Source organism: Paenibacillus sp. OK060 (assembly GCF_900101205.1).
GTDB lineage: Bacteria > Bacillota > Bacilli > Paenibacillales > Paenibacillaceae > Paenibacillus > Paenibacillus marchantiae.
In genome coordinates this window covers 224,165-242,984 of record NZ_FNFR01000006.1, presented here as the reverse complement: position 1 = coordinate 242,984, position 18,820 = coordinate 224,165, and the positions used below count along the sequence as shown (strand labels likewise).

Genomic DNA, 18,820 nt, shown 5'->3' with positions numbered 1-18,820 from the left:
TATAAACAAGATACTTCATTATGTTTCAAATATATAATTAACCCAAAGGGTGCAGAAAGGAAACGAATACGCGCATGAAAACGAAACTGTTATACATTGAAGACGATACGGAAATTGCCACATGGGTTAGGGCCGACTTGGAGGAGCGTGGATATGAGGTGGTATGGCTCGGAAGTGGTGAAGGTGCGGCTGAAGCTGCCGGGGGCTGCTCGTTGGTTATTCTGGATGTCATGCTGCCGGGACTGGATGGATTTACGGTAGGACAGCGACTCAAAAAGGAACATCCTGAAGTGCCCATTGTCATGCTCTCGGCTAGAACGTCCATTGACGACAAGCTGCATGGGCTTGATTTTGCCGATGATTATGTAACCAAGCCATTCCATCCCGATGAACTTGCCGCACGGATTGAAGTCCAGCTTCGGAAGGCAGGGACAGCGATCTCGGCCGATACCGTGGTAAAACTGGACCACTTGTCCATCTACGAGAAGGATCACCGGATCGTGAATGAGGAGACAGAGGAAGAAATTATTTTATCGGGCAAACAGTTTCATATCTTCGCCTACCTGCTCAGGCATATGGGCATGATTCGAACCAAGGAACAGATCTACGAAGCCGTTTGGAACGAGCCTTATCTGGACGGGGACAAGACATTAATGGTACATATCCGGCATCTGCGCGAGAAGCTGGAGCGTGATCCGGCGAACCCAACCATCATTCAAACCGTTCGTGGTGTTGGGTATCGTGTGAAGAAGCCATGAGAAGAAAAGCGACGATGCGTGATCCATCCGATAGGAATAGGGGAGTGAAACGTAGTCTTCCAGGCAAACGGAAAATGCGTTTTGGACGGACCTTGATGTCCCGATATATTCTCCTGATCTTGGCAGCGGTTTTGTTTGTGCCGGTCGTTCTCCCCATTACATCCATTATCTATGTGGTGGTGGTGAACAATACAAATAAAGACAATACGGCACCTTATGGCGATAGCACGAAAATTAGCAACCTGTGGACCCGGGAATCCGAGAAGCTGGATGGGGCGACATCTGAAAAAATCAATCAACGTATGGAACAGCTGCATCGTAAATATCCCAAATCTTCGATGTACCGTGTGGACCAAAACGGTGAAACGGCATTTATTCTCGCTGGAGAGGACGTTGATGTATCGGAGTCCACCGTGGATGGAACAACAATGACGACATTGAAATGGACGTTGGATCATCCGAATACAGAGACCCGGATTCCTTCGATATGGAATGCAAACAGCTCCCTGGAATTTATGAAGGAAGCCTCCTATCGTGATCCGCTAACGGTTGTTTCTTTTGTGGGTGGAGATAGTGAAGACAAGGGACAAGGGTTTATGGTGATTGAGGTTCCAAGGTATCTTTTGCAAAAGCCACAGAACAACTGGCCTATGGAACTTTTGTATTTGGGTGGATTGATGATGATCATCTTCCTGTTATTTATCATCATGTCGATCCTGTTCTTTGCGCGAATTCGCAAGCGGCTCATCCGGCTCCAGACGGCGATGATCACTCCGGGCAAGGAAGGCATTCCCCTTCCTGTGGAGATTCGCAGATCGGATGAGATTGGACATCTGGAGGAATCGTTCAACGAAATGGTGCATCAGTTGACAGACAGCCGTCACCGGGAGCGGGAGGAAGAGCAGCTTCGCAAACGTCTTGTCGCGGGATTGTCGCATGATCTGCGTACACCGCTGACCGTCATCCGTGGACATATGCATTCCCTTCACAAAGAACCACTAAGCACGGCTGCGGATACTTCATTGCGTCGTATGGAAGCCAAGATGGATGATTTGAGCGGATTGATCGATAACATGTTATCGTACAACCTGCTCACCAGCGGAAAATATACATTGAAGCTGGAACAGAAGGACGTCCTGCGAATCGTCAGAGAAACGGCAGCGGCCTGGTATCCCGTTTGGGAGAAAGAGCAGTTTGAGATTGATATCGATCTGCCGGAAGAACCGTTGTTCTGGCAGGTGGATGAGCAGGGATTACGTCGTGTTCTCGATAACCTGTTTCAGAATGTCATCCGTCATGCAGCGAGTGGAAAATATATTGGCATATCGACAGAACAGATCCATGGGGAGAAGGCTCTTGTTATTCAGGATAGGGGCCCAGGATTGCAGGAAGATTCGGATACCAAGGGAACAGGTCTGGGGTTATCCATCGTGGATCTGCTGATTCGTGAGATGGGGCTGCGGAAGAGGGTAGACAGCTCTGAGAATGGATTGCGGGTGTGCCTCTATAGCGGCGGAGGAGCTGGGAAATCAAGGCCGTACCTTTTTTTAAACAAAACTTAAACTTCAACCGACTTCAGCTTTAACCTTGGAAGGTTACGATGATATCCGAGGTGATTAAACAGTGACTGATAACATTATTCAAACCGCTAACTTATGGAAAACATACCGGGACCGTGCGGCGGTCCGTGAACTTGATCTGCATATTAAAAAGGGAGACATTTATGGCTTCCTTGGTCCCAACGGCGCTGGCAAAACAACAACTATTCGTATGCTTCTTGGCTTAATCAAGCCAACCAAAGGTGTCATCCGTGTATTCGACAAGGATATCCGCAAGGATCGTATGGACATTCTGCGACGTGTAGGTTCGTTGGTTGAATATCCGTCATACTATGGACATCTGAACGCGGTGGAAAATTTGGAAACCTTGCGCCGGATATTGGATGTACCCAAATCAAGGATTGCCGAAGTGCTTTCCATCGTGGACCTGACTCGGGATGCCAAACGTTCCGTGAAAGGTTACTCGCTTGGAATGAAACAGCGTCTGGGGATTGCAAGTGCCTTGTTGGGTCAGCCGGAGCTGCTGATTTTGGACGAGCCGACGAACGGTCTTGATCCAGCGGGCATCCAGGAGATCCGGGAATTAATCAAGCGTATGCCGCTAGAACACGGCATTACCGTCCTGGTGTCCAGCCATTTGCTGAGTGAAGTGGAACAGATGGCGAGCCGGGTTGGCATTATCCGTGAGGGGAAAATGGTCCTTCAAGATACGATCGCCAATCTGCATAGCCAGACGGGCAGCTCCATTCGACTGACCGTTTCCGAGCCGGAAGAGGCGATGAAGCTGGCACGAGAGCAGGGACAATTCGGTCAACGTGAAGGAGCGGCGCTCACGTTCCCGTATATGGATAATAGCGCGATTGCATTGCTGGTCCGTCGATTGGTTGAGCAGGACCATGCGGTTTATCGTGTGGAAGAGCACCGTCAATCCCTGGAAGACTTGTTCATGCGGGTCATCGGTGAGGGGGCAACGGTATGACGGGCCGTGCGTTATCGTCCGACTGGCTTAAAATTCGTGGCAAAGGTATCTGGTTTCTCGTTTTTCTGGCACCCATTGGACTGACGGCAATGCAGGCTTTGAACTTCGGGCTTCGTTTAGGCTATCTGAAAGAACAGTATGGGAATCATCTGTGGGAGGGTTTACTGGACAATGTGGTTGTTTTTGTACCACTTGCCTTGATGCTGGGGGCGACGATTCTCAGCTCGATGATCGCAAATGTTGAACATGAACAGGGTTCATGGAAGCAGCTGCTGGCGATGCCGATCACAAGACCTGCGGTTTACCTGGCTAAATTCCTGCTCGCTTGTGTGCTGCTCATTATCTCCTGCTTGTTATTAACCGCGGGAACTATTGGTCTGGGATTGGTGCTTGGATTCGACGCTGGTGAGATTCCCTGGACGCATGCAATCAAGCTGGGTTTATTGCCACTGGCAGGCGCGCTTCCGGTGTTATCGCTGGAGCTATGGCTGACGATGGTAAATAAAAATCAGGCTCTTCCGGTCACTCTCGGCATTGTACTCGCGGTAATGGGGATGTTCGCACTCAGTATCTCACCGTACTTTCCGCTTGCTTGGGCACAGATGGCTTGGATCAGCCCGAAACCATTTGTGTATGTCGGTTTGGGTGTAGGGGCGGGGCTCCTAATCATGTTGCTGGGTATGATGCACTTTAGCCGGAAGGATGTGGCCTAAGATGAGTTTTGCAACAACCTATTTCCGAATCCTGTCCTCTGAGCGACTCAAAATGGGTAAATCACCTATCTGGCTTCTGATTCTGCTGAGTCCGTTAATCGCACTGCTTATTGGGCTGCTGTCCACACCATCAGGTCATTGGAATGTGCTTATGGGTTCAATGGTCTTTCTGCACGGTTTGTTATTGCTGCCCATCCTGACCGGCGTATTTACCTCTTTCGTCTGTCGATTCGAGCATGCGGGGGGAGGCTGGAAGCAAATGCTGGTGCTGCCGCTTACTCGTACGGGCGTATATGCAGGCAAACTGACCATCGTGATTTTGCTTCTGGCGGGCACACAATTACTGTTGCTGGGGGCCATCCTGCTGACAGGTACGATCCAGGGCATGACGGATCCCATCCCATGGGGATTGCTTACAGGTAAGCTGCTGCTGGGGCTATTCGCTTGTGTGCCGCTCGCTGCTCTCCAAATGTTCGTTTCCTTGGTATGGAGCAGCTTTGCCGCACCGCTGGCATTGAATTTTGCGTTGACCGTACCGAACATTCTGATCGTGAACTCGGCTACATTTGGCCCGTATTACCCTTGGGCGCAGCCGATGATTCTAATGACACCTTTTGAAGGTGGGGGATTCGGAGCTTATAATGTTCCACTTGGGACCATGCTTGCAGTAGTCGGGGGCAGTGCAGTTCTCTTCATTTTAATTGGAGTTTTATATTTTAGAAAAAAAGAAATTTAATCGTAGAATTTATTCATTAGTTGTGTAATAAATTCCTTTTAAGCAAACATAGACCTCAGTTATTGACGGACTATGTCGCTTAAAGGGGATTTTTTTGTCGCTTTTACATGGTTTTGGTGAAGAGATTGTAAGCAAATTCGAACTGGAATCTGGTAAAATAAAAAAAGCTGTTTCTAGGAGGGCTTACATGGTTATTCGAGGGTAGGCCCATTTCGCCGAAAATTATATTTTTTGGTTGTTAGATGAAGATATAGGCTAAGAAAAGAGGGGTAAGCCTTGGATATTAATAAAACTGGAACCCTAAAGCGCATTATTTCTGAGGGAAGTTCTTACCAATCCTTGTTTTTTAATCACCCAGATGCCATATATGTGATGGACATCCATGGAAATTATATTGATGCCAATCCCTCGATTGAGAGGATTTCAGGGTATACATTTGAAGAACTCCGTAGCTTAAATCGAGATAGGATTTGCCCTCCTGAGAGTGAGGAGTTACGAGGAGAATACATTAGTGAGGTACTGGCTGGCCATTCAGTCAGTAAGCCGATCACGTTTTATCATAGAGACGGTTCCCTGAAACAGGCCAAGATTACCTATGTGCCCATAACGGAGAAAGAAGAGATTGTGGGGATATACGGTATTGCCAGGGATGTAACCGAGATCGTGGAAGTGGAACGTAAATTGCATGAAACGCAGGAGAAATATCAGATGTTGGCGGACCATGCTCAGGACCTCATTACCACGAGTTCGATGGACGGCAAGCTGCTTTATGTCTCTCCTTCCGTCTATTCGTTGCTGGGATATCGTCCGGAAGAGGTAACAGGAAAGTTCCTGAAGGATTACTGTTATCCTGAGGATTACCCTGAACTTCTAGAGATGTCGTCGAGTGGGAATGGCTGCAAGATGCGAGTGCTTCATAAGAAGGGGCACTACATCTGGATGGAAACGCTGGCAAAGCCGGTGGCCGGAGAAGAGGGCAAGAATACTCAGATCGTCAGCGTCAGCCGGGATATTACCCAGCATAAAAATGCAGAAAGACGTCTTAGAGAGAGTCGTCAACGTTACAAATCTCTCTTCGAACATAATCCAGCAGCGGTATACTCGCTGAATCTCGAAGGCAAATATACGGCAGTGAACCGCAATCTGGTCAAAATGCTGGATGTACCTCGGAGCAAATTGATTGGGCAGTCCTTTCTTTCGCATTTGGATAAATGTGAAGTGCATGGCGGGCAAGCATATTTCGAACTGGTGAAGCAGGGGAAACCCCAACACTATGAAACGCGGATCGTGAATTCCAGTGGCCGGAAGGTTGATGTATCTATCATTAATGTTCCCATCATTGTGGACCAGGAACTCGTGGGTGTATATGGGATCTTGTCTGATATTACGGAGCGTAAGGATTATACAGAGCAGATCCAGGAGCTTAGCAAACAGCATGCTCTGATTCTTAACTCGGTTACAGAGGGCATCTATGGACTGGACGCAGATGGCATCACCAGGTTTATGAATCCGGCTGCTGCTTCCATGTTCGGCTACGAAGCGGAAGAGTTTGTCGGCAAAAGCTCGCATCCTATTATTCATCATTCACGTGCAGACGGCAGCTATTTTCCAAAAAGTGAATGCCCTATTCATATGACGGTGATGGACGGGCAGCGTCGCACTGTGAAGGAGGATGTGTTCTGGCGCAAAGACGGAACCAGCTTTCTGGTGGAATACCAGGTTACGCCAATTATCGATGAGGGTCAGATTCGTGGCGCCGTTATAGTGTTCAATGATGTGACGGGTGATCGCGAAATTGTGCGCGCCAAGGAAACCGCTGAACTCGCGGCACAGGCCAAGTCGGAATTCCTGTCCATGGTCAGTCATGAAATTCGTACACCAATGAATGGAATCGTGGGGATGACTGAATTGCTAATCAGCACGGATTTGTCGGAGGAACAGCGAGAATACGCCGAGATCATCCGTGAGAGCGGTGATGCACTGTTAAATATCCTGAATGACATCCTTGATTTCAGCAAATTGGAATCTGGGAAAATGGCTTTGGCCTACGAACCGTTCTCGCTGCGCATCATGTTGGAACAGGTTGCGGAACTTTTCTCGTCTAGAGCGGAAGAGAAGCAGTTGAAGATCCGATATCGTCTCAATCCCGACATTCCTGAGTTTATGGTGGGCGATGCGATGCGTATTCGGCAAATTCTCGTCAATCTGGTGAGCAATGCCTTGAAGTTTACGGATCAGGGGGGCATTGATGTCACGGTAGATATTATTCGTGGCAATCGACCGGAAGCGAGTGTGCTGGACTTTGCGGTGAAGGATACGGGGATCGGTATTCCAGAAGATAAGCTGGATCAGTTGTTCCAGTCGTTCTCTCAACTGCATCCTGTCATTAACCGCAAATATGGCGGGACAGGTCTTGGATTAGTCATCTCGAAGCGACTCGTGGAGATTATGGGGGGCAGTATCAGTGTGGAGAGTGAAGAAGGAAAGGGATCAACCTTCCGGTTCGCTGTGCCTGCCACAAGTGTAGATGCGACTGCAGAGGCAGAGCAATCTGCACGTCAATTCAGCCATGATCGGACACGCCAGGGGGATAAGGTAGCAATACGTATTCTTGTTGCCGAGGATCACCCGGTAAACCGAAAGATTTTATCGGAGTATCTAGAGAAGCTTGGATACCAAGCAGATGTATGCACCAATGGCGTTGAAGCGATTGAAGCCATTTCGCAAAATGCCTATGATATTGTCCTGATGGATCTTCAGATGCCTGTTATGGATGGACTCAAAGCAACAGACCTTGTACACCGATTAATTCCGCAGGAGCGTATTCCAGCTATTATAGCGGTAACCGGAAATGCCAAACGTGAAGACAAGGAAGCTTGTTTGGAGATTGGGATGCGTGACTTCATCAGCAAACCAATCATGCTGAGTGAATTAAAGCGGGTATTGCAGCAATGGGGGCCAACAGATGAACCGCAGCTTGCACCAAGCTGAAGACTCGTACTCCCAAGGTGGATAAAGACAAACAACACAAAAACGCCAATGACGCTTCTGTATCAGGAGGTTATTGGCGTTTTTGTGTTTCTGTTTATTTTGTTATGGACCATCCTTAAATGGCTGAACTGGTCAAACCAGGGTAAGACGATTGATATTGCCTGACAAAACTTCGCATGAACGCTCGAATTTCTCACGTTCAGATGCATCCAGATTCAACTCGATAATCTCCTGAATCCCATCCCCGCCAATAATGGCTGGAACACCTGCGCATACGTTGTTCTGTCCATACTCTCCATCAAGAATTGCGGAGACAGCAATGATCTTGTGTTCATCGTTGAGAATCGAACGGGTAATATGTGCGAGTGCGTTACCGATTCCGAATTGGGTGGAACCTTTACGAGTGAAAATTTCCCAACCGGCGTCTTTCGTTTTGCGGGCGATATCTTCCAGGTCCAGATGTTTGAAGCGTTCCTTGTGCTGTTCCATAATGTGCATAATCGGTTTGCCTCCGATGGTGACATGGGACCATGCCACGAACTGGGATTCCCCATGCTCCCCGAGAGCATATCCATGCACGCTGCGTGGATCGATGGAGAAGACCTCTGACAACAGCGTTTTGAGCCGGGAGGAATCAATAGACGTACCTGTACCGATGACTCGTTCACGCGGAAGACCGGACAGCTTCCATACCATATAAGTTACTATGTCAACCGGATTGGCCGCGACGACAAAAATCCCCCGGAATCCGCTATTCATGATAGGAACAACGATATCTTTGGCAATGGACTCCGCTTCCTCCAGAATATCCAGACGAGTCTGCCCTGGCTTCGGATTCGCTCCGGCAGTCAGGACTATGACGTCCATGCTGCCGCAATCTGCATAAGTGCCAGCGTATACCTTCGTGCGGTTATGTGTGAAGTCCATGCAATGGGAAAAATCCAGCGCCTGTGCAACCGCACGGTCATACGTCCGGTCAACCATCATAATTTCTCTGCATATCGATTGATTAATCATGGAATATGCACAACTTGAACCGACAAGTCCCGCCCCGATCACCGCTACTTTACCTGATTTGCCTAACACTGCTGTTCAGCCCCCATTTACATTTGATTTATCCGTTCGTAATAATACATATGTTAAGTATAGTCCTTTATTTTATGCGAATAGCTGCTTCTACGTTACATAAGATAACACATGGAAGAGCTGTGCAGCAATGATTTCCTCTGTCGCGGGAGCGTATTGGAGTGACGGAGTTAACAAAATTGACATGAATAATTCATCCTCATAAAAAGTGACGGCGTTTGCACCAACGAATTTCGACATGACAGCATTCATGCTCATTGTCGGATGAAGGGTTATTTTTACGAATGAGGCAACTGACAAAAGCTCTTATGAATCCGCAGAAACAGAAGAAAAGCGTCAAAGGGATCTGCAAAGAGACTGACGAATACATACGGACAAGCAAATGAAATATGCGTACTTGATCCATGAGACAGGTTGACCCGATCCGATGACAGTTCCAAAAGGGAACGCTGAAGCCACTACCTTATACTCAAAAAGACTTCATTCCGGGAGGGAATAATAATGATTGAAGAAGTAGGAGCAACGACGGAAACGGCCAAGAGCCTGGGCATTGGTGCCAGTACTCTTCGTAAATATGCGGCAGCGCTTGAGGAACAAGGGTATCGATTCGAGCGTTCCGCCAACAAATCCAGATTGTTCAAGTCGGACGATATCGAGTGCATCGAACGCCTGATGACAGAACTTAGGGAACATAACCTGCCACTTGCAGATGCTGTGGTGACCGTACTGACTCCAGACGTGCCTGTGATGGTAATGGAGGAGGCCTCAGTGGCAGAATGTGCGGCAACAGTGATGCCTGCAATATTTCCTGAGGAACCTGAACTAACTGGAGCATTGAGATCTTATGAAGGTCTGGGACAACTGGTGAGTGAAGTGACTTACGGTGCTGTCGGACAGCAGGATGATCAGGTCCAGCTGCTGCAGCATCGGGTGGACGAACTGGAGTTAACGCTGCAGCATCTGGCGGATACCCATCTTGCTCTCCAGGAGCAGATGGAGAAGCAGCGCCTATGGATGAATGAGAAGCTGGAAGAGGAGCGAGACCGTGAACTGGTCACCAATCTGCGCAGCTTCCAGGGAAGAAAACGCAAACCCAAAGGAACATCGCTTCGAATGTTGTTCGGGCTGCTGCCCAAAAAGCACAAAGAAGCCTGAGAACCCTGTCCATGCTCGTCGTGATTTTACACAGCTAGCTTGGTATAATGAGCCCATACAACAACAAGACTGGCTGCTGATCTGCTCTGCTTAAACGGAAAACAGGAGATCAGATGGCTGGCGTGGGAGGACCTGTGGAGCTGCGACGAAGCTGGCAAAGACTACTCGGCCTATGGACTGATCGTCCCCGGAGGAAAGGTACGAAGATCGCCGGGCGTTATACGATATATGACTTGCTTGGTATGGGAAGTTATGGACTGACATACCTGTGTACCGATGAACAGACTGGCAAGGATGTAGCGTTAAAAGAATCCAAACCCAGCAAGGGTAGACTCGCTGTACGGTTGCTGGACAGGGAGGCGGATGTGATGAATCGGATGGATCATCCGGCCATCCCTAAGTTGCTGGATGTGTTCACATACCGGGCGCGCAGTTACATTGTCACCGAGTATATCCTTGGGGAGACACTGGAACAGTGCATATTCGAGCAAGGCCGCAAATATACGGAACAGGATTGTCTGGAGCTGGTAAAGCAACTACTGGCTCCCATTGTGCATGTTCATGAGCAGGGATATATTCATGGGGATGTCCGTATTCCAAATGTCATTTTACGTGACGGGCAGGTGCATTTGATTGATTTTGGCCTGGCGCGGCGCATGGGGGAGCCGTTGTTGCCTGAGCTAAAACGCCGGATGCGTGAATTGCCCGAGCCTGAAGATGAACTGGCTGCGCCGGATCAGGATTTGCAGGATCTCGGTCATTTTCTTTTGTTCATGCTGTATTCCGCTTACGAGCCAGAGAAGGGCCGCAAACCGGCTAGTTGGCAGGAAGAACTCAAGCTCACGCCGGAAGTTCACGATATGCTGGAACGACTGCTTGGACTTCGTCCAGGCTATGAAGGTGGAGCGCTGGAATTACAGGCGGATATTGACCGTGTGCTGATAAAGTTGCGATGAAGAAATAAATAAGGGTTGTTTTGCTAACCGTGAAGACGGCTGGCAGAACAACCCTTTTAATACATATACGATGATTTAGCGCCAGTCTAGCTGGAGCTGTATTTCCTGCTTTTATAATAACCGGAGCCGTGGCGGCTATCCCGACGCTTCGCATCCGAAGATGAATAGCGTTGATAGGCACGCTTGCCTGAGGAACTGCTGTGACGTTTATATGAGCGTCTATCCGATGAGCTGTTACGCCTACGATGAGATGAAGATTTAGAATCGAGGAGTTTGCCGATAATCTTTTTGAACATGAAAGTTCATCCTTTCGTCTTCAACCGTTTTAAGCATATACGGGGCTCTGTTGGAGTGGGTTTCGGATTTTTTAAGGGGGATTATATTCATTGGACAGGGGCTAGCCTTATAATAGAATGTTGAGGATTACACGGAATTTTTTATTTTGAGCATTTCGCGTTACAATAGAAGACAGGATGAGATTTTAACGGACAGGAGTAGTTGTAATGATTACGTTGAAGACCAAAGAACAAATTGAACTTATGAAGAAGGCTGGAGAAATTCTTGCCGCATGCCATAGAGAAATTGCTGGAATGATCCGTCCAGGGATCACGACACAGGAAATTGATCAGTTTGCAGAAGCTTTTATGAAGAAAAATGGCGCTACGCCGGAACAAAAGGGATACAACGGGTACCAATATGCGACATGTGCGTCGGTTAATGATGTGATCTGTCATGGATTCCCGGGAAAATATGTACTGCAGGATGGAGACATCGTTACGATTGATATGGTCGTGAATCTGAACGGCTGGCTGGCCGATTCCGCTTGGTCGTATGCGGTGGGTCAGGTGACTCCAGAAGCACAACATTTGTTGGACGTTACCAAAACATCTCTCTACAAAGGGATTGAACTGGCTGTGATCGGCAACCGGATCGGTGATATCTCCAATGCGATTCAGACGTATGCAGAAGGTGAAGGTCTATCGGTTGTCCGTGAATTTATCGGTCATGGGATCGGCGAGAAAATGCATGAGGAACCACAGGTGCCTCACTACGGCCCACCACACCGTGGTCCACGTCTCAAGGAAGGCATGGTTATTACCATTGAGCCGATGCTGAACATTGGTACGTACCGTAGCAAGCTGGACTCGGATGGTTGGACAGCACGTACTCAGGATGGAAGTCTGTCTGCCCAATATGAGCATACGATTGCCATTACAGCAGATGGTCCTGTCATTCTGACTGCTCAATAATTACGCTCAATGTCTCCAATGTGATGATATTTGCATATTTCAAGGCGGCCCACGTTTGTGATCCGCCTGTTTCGGTTTAAACTATTTAGAGGCGATACACATAGAGCCGGTGGTGAATGATATCAGCTGACAGAGAGTTAACCCTGTCCACTGGCAAGAAGGAGGTCATTTTGGTGTCTGAAAATAAACAGATCGTACTTGCGTCTCGTCCCGAAGGTGCCCCATCCAGAGAAGACTTTAAATTCATTGATGCACCCCTTCCTGAACCGGAAGCAGGACAAGTCCTGGTACGTACGCTATATTTGTCTGTAGATCCATACATGCGGGGCCGCATGAAAGATACAAAATCCTATGCTCCCCCCTATGCGTTGAATGAAGTGATCAAGGGCGGAACGATTGGGCAGGTGGTGGAGTCTTCGGAACCCAATCTGCGCAAAGGGGATTTGGTATCCGGCATGTGGGGCTGGCAGCAGTATGCAGCCGTAAATACGGGAGATATTTCCTTGATTGATACAGAAGAAGCTCCAATTACGGCTTACCTGGGTGCGCTGGGCATGACCGGTTTGACCGCTTATTTTGGCATGGAAGATATCGGTAAGCCGAAGGACGGCGAAACGGTGGTCGTATCGGGAGCAGCCGGAGCGGTAGGTATGATTGCGGGCCAGATCGCCAAGATTGTAGGTGCGCGTGTAGTCGGGATTGCAGGTTCTGACGAGAAATGTGCTTACCTGAAAGAAAAACTGGGATTCGATGTGGTGTTGAACTATAAGCACGAAGAGGATATGTCTGCTGCCATTGAACGGGCTTGCCCGGCTGGCGTAGACGTTTATTTCGACAATGTTGGCGGTGAAATCTCCGATGCGGTACTAAGCCATATTAATCGGAATGCACGTATTCCACTCTGTGGACAGATTTCGTCATATAATCTGGAGAAGCCGGATATCGGCATGCGCCCGCAGACGTTACTATTAACGAATACAGCGTTGATGAAAGGTTTCCTGGTGGGTGATTATGCCAAGTCCTTTAAGGAAGGCCGTGCCAAACTAGCAAAATGGATCAAGGAAGGCCACTTACAGTTTGAAGAAAACATTGTGGAAGGTTTTGACCAGACACCGGAAGCATTTATGGGCCTCTTCTCTGGAGATAACCTAGGCAAACAGCTTGTAAAGGTTGCAGACCCTGAATAGATATAGAATCCCTTGAACATATACCAGGACAGGAAAAGACACGTTCCGCACGGTGAAGTGCACAGAACGTGTCTTTTTAGTTGTTAGGAAGTTGCGATGATGCTAAGATTCCGCAGCAACAACTTCCTTATAGTGCTTGTACATATATACCCGCCAGCGTACGATCATACCGAAGGCCAGAAGGAAGAACAATCCACCCGTTTGAGGAATGCTCACATAACGCTGAATGACTTCATGCAGGATTAGACGTATTGCCAGCAATCCAAGCAGAATGAACGCGAAGCTTCGTGAACGTGTGGCGAAAATTTCTTCATTAACTCTTTCAAAGCGAGTACTGCGAATGAGGGGGTACGAGAATATAAACCAGCCCACCAACAGCGCGATAAGTGCCCATAGAAGCGGGACATGTGTCTGGGGTACAACAAACATGAGAAAACCCGTGCTCATTCCCAGTGGGGGAATAAGTATTTTGCGAATGGTTACCGGACGGTGGCTGGCTTTCATTCGAATAAAAATGGCAAGCAGGGCCATGACGAGCATACCCAGAGTTGCACCGATCTGAAGGTAAGACGGACTGATTTGAGCCACGTAAAACTCCCTCTTTCTGGAATAATATGTTATCCGGACATCCGGAACATGATGCGAATTACCGGAATTTTCTGTTTCTATTATATCACAAACGAAGAAAGCCGATAGAATGCTTAGTGTATCATTTACCCGGATTGTATATGCAGGATTCATTTGAAAAATTTGTATTATTGTACCCACTGTGAGGCGGTTTATTCGAATAAGGGGAATTCAGGAAATGAACGAACATTTAGGGTCATAAAAATCGGTGATTACAAGACAGATAACCAAGTGGGTCATATAGAGCTTGTCATGCGAGTGCACAAACATATGAAACAGATGAAAGAGCGTGGACGTATTATATACATTCCCGATCCGATCTATGGGTGGATGGGCTACAGGAGGAAGGACAGTAAGAACGGAAAGGAGTAATATGCCGATCATAGGAATACCTTGGAACAGAGCAAGGAGGAATACGCTTCATGAATAGAAATCACAGGCCACTCACGGTATGGACTTTGGCTTGCCTGACCGTGGTATCAGTGGTTCTGGTTATCCCCTGGATTTTGTGGCAATCACAGGCACCGACACTGCTTAACATCATGATTGTCGACAAAAGTAAACCGGACTTGTCCTATGTGGGGCATAAGGGACTAGTCTGGATTCTGAATCAGCAGAAGATTGTCCAACAGACAGGGGAACATTATACGTATGAAGAAGACTACTACGGATATGATATACAGAACGGGATCTCCCGGTTTGAACGGAAATTGCCGGATGAGGTGACTGACACGGACCTGATCTATCTGACGGCGAATCATCATATTTCATCTACAGATACGAATGAACGTATACAAGGCAAAGCTTATGAAGGTCTTACGATATATGATGCGCACAAAATTCGTGAAGCTGCAACCAAAGGCGTAACGATTGTCGCTGAGTTTAGCGCCTTGTCGAATGCTGTTTCGAACATGACAAGAGAGCAATTGTATCCGATTCTGGGCATGAAAAGCAGCGGATGGCAGGGGAGATCGGTATCGGATCTGCAGAGCTTGGATGAAGTGCCACAGAAGGTACGAATGAACTATGAGCTTAGGGAGAAAAAAGAGTGGCCCTATCATGGAGCAGGTATTGTACTGATTCATGAGGATGGACGTGTGATTGTACTGAAGCAAGGCCGTGATGTAAAGACCGGTGACATAAAGCTCTCCTTTACACAGGAAGGTGGGAAATGGAGTGGAATTACCCGGGATATCTATTACAGCGAATGGTTTGACATCATTGTGCCTGAACAACAGACTACTGTACTGGCCTGGTATAAGACGGATCTAACGGAGAGTGGTCAGCTGAAACTGATGGACGCAGGTATTCCGGCGGAATTCGCTGCTCTTATCCGGTATGAGGGCTATAATCGGACGTATTATATGGCAGGATCATTCGGAGAGCTGGAGCATTATTCGTTCTGGCGCCGTATCAAGGGATGGGATGTGGTAAAAACGAAGCTCACACCGGATCAAAAGGGTGTTCCGGATCGGTTTTACTGGAAAGTTTACGTACCCGTGATGAAGAAGATTTTGCAGGAAGTCCAGACAGGGCAAGCACCCTGGCAATAGAAAAGCCGTTCCTTTGGTAGCGGAACGGTGGGATACATAAGGAGGGCTGCAGATGATCTGCAGCCCTCCTCCATTTGGCATCAGGATATATCGGGTTTTATGAATGAAGATGTTGCAACCCATTCAGGAAAGCGGCCACGGACAGTTGCAGGCTCTCATCCGGGTCAAAGTTCATACCGAAGCCACCCTTCTCACCCATGGAGGCGAAGCCGTGGCAAAGACTGCGTAAACCGCGAACGGCATGGAGCGTTTCCGCTTCACTTAGCGTATAGGGCTGCAACAGGCGGAGCAGCAGATCTAGGGCAGCTGTACTCTCCACAACGAGCTGCGGTTCCTGACGGTCCGGGGCATGGAAAAAGGCTTCGTACAGCCCTGGATGCTTGCGGACGAAGCCGATATATGCAGCAGCGACCTCCTGAATGGCTTCGTCACCCGAACGGCCGACAGAAGCCTCAGTTAATGCAAGCCTGAGCTGCTGTGCGGACATCAACGCCATTTCCTGGCGAAGCCCGGGAAGACCGTTGATGTGGTTGTAAAGCGACGGGGAGCGCACATCCAGCCGCTGGGCCAGAGCGGCCAGTGTTAGCGAATGGAATCCGTCACTGTCGGCAAGCTGGGTGGCGGCGCTTAATAGAGCGCCGCGATCCAGCCCTTGGCGGGGGCTCAAAGTTGCCCCCCGGCAGGGCGCAGCCGCTGCTCTGCGTCTGCTGTAGCTGCGCGCATGGCCGCGGCGGGCTGACGCAGCATTCGTCCGTGCCCTACAGCGAGCACGGACGGCTCCAGCTCAGCCAGGCGCTTGGCGCTGGCAAGAGCAAGTTCACGGTTCCACGTCGCCAGCGCGGGGAACGGAAAGAGCGGGCGCAGGCGGCCGGATACGGCGAGGCCGCCGTGCAGCTGATACGCGTCGCCAGCGATGAGCACGCGGCTGCGCGTATCCATGAAGGCCATATGGCCCGGCGTATGGCCTGGGGTAGCAATGGCGACCAGGGATCCGATCCGGTCGCCGTCATCGAGCAAGCGATCCGGCCGGGTGCGGATCGCTTTGGGTACACTGCCGCGTACCGGAGTCTGTGGCTCGCCGGGAAGCAGGGAGGCGTCTCCGCCAAGCAGTGGGGCATCTCTTCTTGAGATGCAGACCTCGGCTTCAGGCAGTGCCTCCTTAAGACCATCCAGTGCACCAACATGGTCACCATGGGCGTGAGTCAGAATAATTCTGATAATCGGTTTGCCCAAGGATTGTGCAGTAGCCAAAATCCCCTTGAGACTGAATGGCATTCCGGCATCAATAAGGGTAAACCCCTCTTTTTCTTCAACAAGATATACGTTCACAGGGAAGAGGCGTGGAAGGAATGAAACTTGGACAACATCATGCTCACGTGTAATTCGCATCATTGAATCCTCCTTAAAACTAATGTTATTAGTAATATAACTAATGTCATTAGTTTTTGCAATACCCTATGTAGATTTGCTTAAAAAATAGCATATTTTAAAATCCCAAAACACTTTACAAAAAAAGCGTTTTCAAAATAGGAATAACCGATTATAATAATCTCGTAAGCCCTTTCATATGTCTATCTTATTGGAGCCTTTCGCGAAGCGATAGGCTCACTTTTTTTGTTCTGTTCCCTCAAAACCCGGAGGAACTCAACCTTTTTACTAAGCCTATGAAGGGCCTGTATATACTGGTATGACAGGGGGAATCAGGTTTTCTAACCCCTAAGTTGATAATGTTGACAAACATAACTGTTATTCCTATAATAACAGTTATACTTACCTTGGATTGAATTTTCAGCGGTGAACGATATGCCGGGAAGGGAGTAAGTAATGAACAGTGAATTTACCATTGCTGTGCACTGTCTGGTCTTTCTGTCCATGAAGGATGAGTGTATGGCCAATAGTGAAGACTTGTCTCAAAGTGTTGGTACGCATCCAGCCAGAGTACGCAAGGTGCTTAGTGTGCTGCGGAAGCATGGATACCTGACCACCAAGGAAGGTGCCCACGGTGGATATCTGCTCAGCCGTCCGAGTGAAGAAATCAAGCTTGGAGAACTGTACAGACTGGTAGCAGGTGGATCACTTGGTCCCAGCTGGTGTTCGGGAGAATCCGGTTCAACGTGCGTTGTTTCTTCCAATATGCAGGATGTGATGGGAAGTATCTACGATGGAGGCGAAGAAGCATTAAGCGCTTATTTTGACCGTATATCCATTGAGGATGTGAAGCATCGTATCGGTAATGGGGAAGAATGTTCTTTGTCTATGGAACCCTTGGCCATGAAGGATAGGTCGTGACAGAACTGATCGTTAACAGCTCTTCATGACCTGGCCTTGGACTGCTGCTATCAGGCATGGTGGACAAGCTATATAAGGGCGTTTGCTCCGGTTGTAAGATCCGTTGATGTTTCAGGCGATTCCGGGCATAACGTGAACACAGATGGAAGCGATCGTCTGCGCTGATGTTATTTTCGGAAGGTGAGTACTCGGTAGAGTTTGACCTTGCGAACGTAAAAAAATAAAAAAAGAATTTGGGGAGTGGAACGCATGTCCAGCATTGAAAACAATGAAACACTTCGCGTGATTAACGAACGTCACGCTGTCAAAAAGTACGAAAGTGGTTTTGTTATGCCTGAAGCAGATCTGAACGCTATCCTGACTGCCGCTTCCGAAGCACCGTCTTCATGGAACCTGCAACACTGGAAATTCCTCGTGATCGAATCCGAAGCAGACAAAGCCAAGTTGCTGCCAATCGCTTACGGCCAAAGTCAAATCACAGACAGCTCCGTTACGATCGCTGTACTCGGAGATTTGGAAGCAAACCGCAACGCCGTGATTTATGATCAGGCTGTTGAAGCAGGTGCGATCCCGGCTGAAGTTCGTGACGCATTGGTTGGACAGATCAACGGTGCTTACCAAAATCCGCAAATCGCCCGTGACGAAGCAATCCGCAATGCATCTTTTGCTTCACAGAACATTATGCTTGCTGCACGTTCCCTGGGATATGATACTTGCCCAATGGGTGGTTACAACCCGCAACAATTGATCGAAACATTCAACATCCCTGCGCGTTATTTACCAACGTTGTTGATCACTGTAGGTAAAGCTGCAGTACCAGCTCGTCCGGCAGGTCGTTTCCCGCTGTCCGAAGTTGTTGTTAAAGGTTCTTTCTAAGACTGATTTTGGATCAGTTATCGCTATAGAGAGTAATATATATAACGTAAATAGCCGCATGTCCCCTTTAGAGGGAACATGCGGCTATTTGGTATTTAAATGATG

17 protein-coding genes and 1 pseudogene are annotated in these 18,820 nt (G+C 48.5%); 13 read left to right on the top strand and 5 right to left on the bottom strand.

From position 1 onward, the window contains the following. Positions 1–74 precede the first annotated feature (74 nt). From BLS14_RS22610 to BLS14_RS22585, 6 genes are all read left to right on the top strand, one after another. Complete coding sequence (locus BLS14_RS22610; RefSeq protein ID WP_063566209.1) at positions 75–758, top strand: response regulator transcription factor; 684 nt, start codon at positions 75–77, stop codon at positions 756–758. Then, positions 755–2,320 (top strand): HAMP domain-containing sensor histidine kinase, encoded by a 1,566-nt coding sequence (locus BLS14_RS22605; protein ID WP_176854696.1) that lies wholly within the window; start codon positions 755–757, stop codon positions 2,318–2,320. Before BLS14_RS22610 ends, BLS14_RS22605 begins: the two co-directional genes overlap by 4 nt. Before the next feature lie 61 nt (positions 2,321–2,381). Then, positions 2,382–3,296: an ABC transporter ATP-binding protein gene (locus tag BLS14_RS22600; protein ID WP_090810206.1), complete on the top strand. Its 915-nt coding sequence runs from the start codon at positions 2,382–2,384 to the stop codon at positions 3,294–3,296. Beyond that, the gene (locus tag BLS14_RS22595; RefSeq protein WP_090954045.1) at positions 3,293–4,009 is read left to right on the top strand and encodes an ABC transporter permease; all 717 of its coding nucleotides are present in this window, start codon (positions 3,293–3,295) and stop codon (positions 4,007–4,009) included. The genes BLS14_RS22600 and BLS14_RS22595 overlap by 4 nt, the downstream gene beginning before the upstream one ends. 1 nt (position 4,010) lies before the next feature. Then, positions 4,011–4,745, top strand: coding sequence for an ABC transporter permease (locus tag BLS14_RS22590; RefSeq protein WP_090954044.1), 735 nt, complete (start codon positions 4,011–4,013; stop codon positions 4,743–4,745). A 276-nt stretch (positions 4,746–5,021) separates the two neighbouring features. Further along, complete coding sequence (locus BLS14_RS22585; protein WP_090954042.1) at positions 5,022–7,736, top strand: PAS domain-containing hybrid sensor histidine kinase/response regulator; 2,715 nt, start codon at positions 5,022–5,024, stop codon at positions 7,734–7,736. A gap of 132 nt (positions 7,737–7,868) precedes the next feature. On the opposite strand, the gene BLS14_RS22580 is transcribed toward BLS14_RS22585, so the two are convergent. After that, positions 7,869–8,822, bottom strand: coding sequence for an L-lactate dehydrogenase (locus BLS14_RS22580; RefSeq protein ID WP_063566203.1), 954 nt, complete (start codon positions 8,820–8,822; stop codon positions 7,869–7,871). A gap of 501 nt (positions 8,823–9,323) precedes the next feature. On the opposite strand from BLS14_RS22580, the gene BLS14_RS22575 reads away from it, so the two are divergent. The 4 genes from BLS14_RS22575 (at position 9,324) to BLS14_RS22555 (ending at position 13,370) form a co-directional block, all read left to right on the top strand. Continuing rightward, positions 9,324–9,977: a MerR family transcriptional regulator gene (locus tag BLS14_RS22575; protein WP_079695818.1), complete on the top strand. Its 654-nt coding sequence runs from the start codon at positions 9,324–9,326 to the stop codon at positions 9,975–9,977. Between the two features lie 113 nt (positions 9,978–10,090). After that, positions 10,091–10,933: a serine/threonine protein kinase gene (locus BLS14_RS22570; RefSeq protein ID WP_090954041.1), complete on the top strand. Its 843-nt coding sequence runs from the start codon at positions 10,091–10,093 to the stop codon at positions 10,931–10,933. A 503-nt stretch (positions 10,934–11,436) separates the two neighbouring features. Further along, positions 11,437–12,183 carry a type I methionyl aminopeptidase gene (gene map, locus BLS14_RS22560; RefSeq protein WP_063566201.1) on the top strand — a complete coding sequence of 249 codons (747 nt, stop codon included), beginning with the start codon at positions 11,437–11,439 and terminating at the stop codon, positions 12,181–12,183. Positions 12,184–12,356: 173 nt separating this feature from the next. Beyond that, positions 12,357–13,370 carry an NADP-dependent oxidoreductase gene (locus BLS14_RS22555; RefSeq protein WP_063566200.1) on the top strand — a complete coding sequence of 338 codons (1,014 nt, stop codon included), beginning with the start codon at positions 12,357–12,359 and terminating at the stop codon, positions 13,368–13,370. A 102-nt stretch (positions 13,371–13,472) separates the two neighbouring features. Here the strand turns inward: BLS14_RS22555 and BLS14_RS22550 are convergent, their stop codons facing one another. Continuing rightward, positions 13,473–13,958, bottom strand: a complete 486-nt coding sequence (locus tag BLS14_RS22550; protein ID WP_176854693.1) for a CcdC family protein — start codon at positions 13,956–13,958, stop codon at positions 13,473–13,475. A 461-nt stretch (positions 13,959–14,419) separates the two neighbouring features. Between BLS14_RS22550 and BLS14_RS22540 the strand changes: the two genes are divergently transcribed. After that, positions 14,420–15,550 carry a hypothetical protein gene (locus tag BLS14_RS22540; RefSeq protein ID WP_090954039.1) on the top strand — a complete coding sequence of 377 codons (1,131 nt, stop codon included), beginning with the start codon at positions 14,420–14,422 and terminating at the stop codon, positions 15,548–15,550. A 97-nt stretch (positions 15,551–15,647) separates the two neighbouring features. Here BLS14_RS22540 and BLS14_RS22535 read toward each other — a convergent pair whose 3' ends face one another. The 3 genes and pseudogenes from BLS14_RS22535 to BLS14_RS22530 all read right to left on the bottom strand — a co-directional run bounded on the left by BLS14_RS22535 (position 15,648) and on the right by BLS14_RS22530 (position 16,939). Further along, on the bottom strand, positions 15,648–16,037 hold the full coding sequence (locus BLS14_RS22535) for a TetR-like C-terminal domain-containing protein (RefSeq protein WP_240321495.1): 390 nt from the start codon (positions 16,035–16,037) through the stop codon (positions 15,648–15,650). A gap of 51 nt (positions 16,038–16,088) precedes the next feature. Then, positions 16,089–16,217, bottom strand: a pseudogene (locus BLS14_RS33275) (TetR family transcriptional regulator); the annotation flags it as partial. Next, on the bottom strand, positions 16,214–16,939 hold the full coding sequence (locus BLS14_RS22530) for an MBL fold metallo-hydrolase (protein ID WP_176854719.1): 726 nt from the start codon (positions 16,937–16,939) through the stop codon (positions 16,214–16,216). The gene BLS14_RS22530 and the pseudogene BLS14_RS33275, both read right to left, overlap by 4 nt. 435 nt (positions 16,940–17,374) lie before the next feature. Here BLS14_RS22530 and BLS14_RS22525 point away from each other — a divergent pair, with 435 nt between their 5' ends. Both BLS14_RS22525 and BLS14_RS22520 read left to right on the top strand, forming a co-directional pair. Next, positions 17,375–17,839, top strand: a complete 465-nt coding sequence (locus tag BLS14_RS22525; RefSeq protein WP_063566196.1) for an Rrf2 family transcriptional regulator — start codon at positions 17,375–17,377, stop codon at positions 17,837–17,839. 249 nt (positions 17,840–18,088) lie between these two features. Continuing rightward, positions 18,089–18,715 (top strand): nitroreductase family protein, encoded by a 627-nt coding sequence (locus tag BLS14_RS22520; RefSeq protein WP_063566195.1) that lies wholly within the window; start codon positions 18,089–18,091, stop codon positions 18,713–18,715. The last annotated feature ends 105 nt before the right edge of the window (positions 18,716–18,820 follow it).

What these genes read in the sequence shown, in the direction of transcription:
- BLS14_RS22610 (WP_063566209.1), top strand. Translation starts at nt 75, where the DNA reads ATGAAAACGAAACTGTTATACATTGAAGACGATACGGAAATTGCCACA.
- BLS14_RS22535 (WP_240321495.1), bottom strand. Translation starts at nt 16,037, where the DNA reads ATGTCCGCACAGCAGCTCAGGCTTGCATTAACTGAGGCTTCTGTCGGC.
- BLS14_RS22595 (WP_090954045.1), top strand. Translation starts at nt 3,293, where the DNA reads ATGACGGGCCGTGCGTTATCGTCCGACTGGCTTAAAATTCGTGGCAAA.
- BLS14_RS22540 (WP_090954039.1), top strand. Translation starts at nt 14,420, where the DNA reads ATGAATAGAAATCACAGGCCACTCACGGTATGGACTTTGGCTTGCCTG.
- BLS14_RS22605 (WP_176854696.1), top strand. Translation starts at nt 755, where the DNA reads ATGAGAAGAAAAGCGACGATGCGTGATCCATCCGATAGGAATAGGGGA.
- map (WP_063566201.1), top strand. Translation starts at nt 11,437, where the DNA reads ATGATTACGTTGAAGACCAAAGAACAAATTGAACTTATGAAGAAGGCT.
- BLS14_RS22520 (WP_063566195.1), top strand. Translation starts at nt 18,089, where the DNA reads ATGTCCAGCATTGAAAACAATGAAACACTTCGCGTGATTAACGAACGT.
- BLS14_RS22570 (WP_090954041.1), top strand. Translation starts at nt 10,091, where the DNA reads ATGGCTGGCGTGGGAGGACCTGTGGAGCTGCGACGAAGCTGGCAAAGA.
- BLS14_RS22525 (WP_063566196.1), top strand. Translation starts at nt 17,375, where the DNA reads ATGAACAGTGAATTTACCATTGCTGTGCACTGTCTGGTCTTTCTGTCC.
- BLS14_RS22575 (WP_079695818.1), top strand. Translation starts at nt 9,324, where the DNA reads ATGATTGAAGAAGTAGGAGCAACGACGGAAACGGCCAAGAGCCTGGGC.
- BLS14_RS22530 (WP_176854719.1), bottom strand. Translation starts at nt 16,939, where the DNA reads ATGCGAATTACACGTGAGCATGATGTTGTCCAAGTTTCATTCCTTCCA.
- BLS14_RS22590 (WP_090954044.1), top strand. Translation starts at nt 4,011, where the DNA reads ATGAGTTTTGCAACAACCTATTTCCGAATCCTGTCCTCTGAGCGACTC.